Raw genomic sequence first — 1,982 nt, 5'->3', positions numbered from 1 at the left:
CCTTATAGCAAGATCATCAACTATATCTCATCCTTTGAGAATCCCTTATCGACTCTATTTAAGTGCAGAATGCTCTATTTCTTAGAACCTGTTCACGATTATATGAATGTCGTAGACTGTGGGGATGAGGAAGAGATACCCAAGCGACATTAGCCGAGAGGCATTTGAAGATATCCGGCCGCTGTTGGAGAGCGTGCGCAAGCAGACGAAGCCAAGGACGGTTGATTTATATGAAGTATTTTGCGGCGTGCTGTATTTGCTGAAAAGCGGGTGCCAGTGGCGGATGCTGCCAAGTGAATTTCCTAAGTGGCGAACGGTACATGCGTACTTCTCCAAGTGGAGTGAGCTTGGTCCAGATGGCGAGAGTGCTCTGGAACGGGCTTTAAAAAAATGTAGTTGGCGTGGCCCGTCTAAAACAGGGGCGCAAATCCTCGACGAGCTTTTTGATCGTCGGCGCACAAAGTGTAAAAAACACGGATAGCGCTCATGCGAAGGGCTACGATGCAGGCAAGAAAGTGTCTAGGATCAAGCGCCACATCGCAGTCGATACCCAAGGACTTCCCCATGCGATTGCTGTTACGACCGCTGAGGTAACGGATCGTAAGGGTGCTCTCCTTGCGCTCGGACGCTGTGCAGCAGAATTGCGGCAAGTACAATGCATTCTGGCCGACGGTGGATACCAAGGCCAACCTTTCGCCAAGGCGGTAGAGGAACTGCTCGGAGCCAAGGCGCAGATTGCCTAGCGAAGCGAACTTCATACTTTCGCCGTCATGCCGCAACGCTGGATTGTCGAACGCTCTTTTGCCTGGCTAGAAAAATGCCAGCGACTATGGAAAAACTGCGAGCGAAAACTCAACACCAGTTTGCAGTTTATACATCTGGCCTTCTTGGCTCTCCTGCTTAAAAAATCGTGAACAGGCTCTAAGTTCAAAAACAGCTCTTACCAACCATTTTCAATTTCAAACTTGAAGACCTTATGATTCCCCCTGCCGAAGACCAATCATCTTTATGATCGCCTTTGCTCGAGCCTATGATCGTCTTCTTTTATGAGTTTCATAAGGGTATCGCTAGGCTCAAAGTACCTGGAAACAATCCATTTTTACCGAGCAATTGGATAGCCTCAAACGCAGGAAGCGATTTGACTCTTTTCCATTAAGGAAACGCAGGTATTGTCGGCTCCGTAGTTTTGACTTCTATTTCGGGTATATGCTGTTTTATACGCTCTTCGATCTTATCCACCCGATCCGCTGGCACATCGGCCAATACTAGAAAATGACCTGATTCTATTGCATCCTCGAACTCTTTAATCCGTCTATTGCCCACACTCATTCCGACCAACCCGCTTACCCATGCACCAACACCCGCACCTGTAAGCGCTGTTGCCAACAAGATACCACCCGCAATGACTGGTGCGGCAGGAGGAAGGGCGATAGCAACCAATCCAGCGAGTAAACCAGTCGTTCCACCGAGCGTCAATCCTTGTTGCACCGCAGGAACAAAATCGCTCTTCTGCAGGAGACTGGCCTCAGGCAATTCCTCGAGCGGTGTGCCGCGCTTAGCAATCACGTGGATGTTCTTCTCTTTGATTCGTGCCAAAAGCAGTTCATCAACGACACGCCTCGTAACGTTAATATTGGGAACAAGAAAATAGATTCGTCGCATGATAACCTCCTCAAATTTAGGTTAATCAATGTTGCTAAGCAAAACAGATCGCCAGCTGACACGAAGGAGTAGCAATCGATCAAATCAATCCAGCTTTAATATAACTTAATGCTAATGATAACAAACAAGGGAAGCAATAATGCAATTGCATGCATTTTCCCCTCAGTACGTGACACTAAGAAAAACAGCATTCATGTAATCTGACTACTGCCTTTTTAATAATTATTCCATTTCTAAGAAACCGTTTGGAAATTGTGAGAGCTAGCTGATGTAGCGATTTTTGCTGTTTGTTAACATTCACCATTTTATGAATCAACCAA

At 46.7% G+C, this 1,982-nt stretch carries 1 protein-coding gene and 1 pseudogene; one reads left to right on the top strand and one right to left on the bottom strand.

The window, feature by feature from the left end; all coding sequences use genetic code 11:
* Positions 1-124: 124 nt before the first annotated feature.
* Positions 125-914, top strand: a pseudogene (locus R2Q26_RS15265) (IS5 family transposase).
* Between the two features lie 238 nt (positions 915-1,152).
* Here the strand turns inward: R2Q26_RS15265 and R2Q26_RS15260 are convergent.
* Positions 1,153-1,662: a DUF1269 domain-containing protein gene (locus tag R2Q26_RS15260; protein ID WP_317537075.1), complete on the bottom strand. Its 510-nt coding sequence runs from the start codon at positions 1,660-1,662 to the stop codon at positions 1,153-1,155.
* Positions 1,663-1,982: the final 320 nt, after the last annotated feature.

It is taken from the genome of Nitrosomonas sp. Is37, assembly GCF_033063275.1.
GTDB lineage: Bacteria > Pseudomonadota > Gammaproteobacteria > Burkholderiales > Nitrosomonadaceae > Nitrosomonas.
The sequence above is the reverse complement of the archived record's forward strand: the minus strand, read 5'-3'. Positions and strand labels throughout refer to the sequence as shown.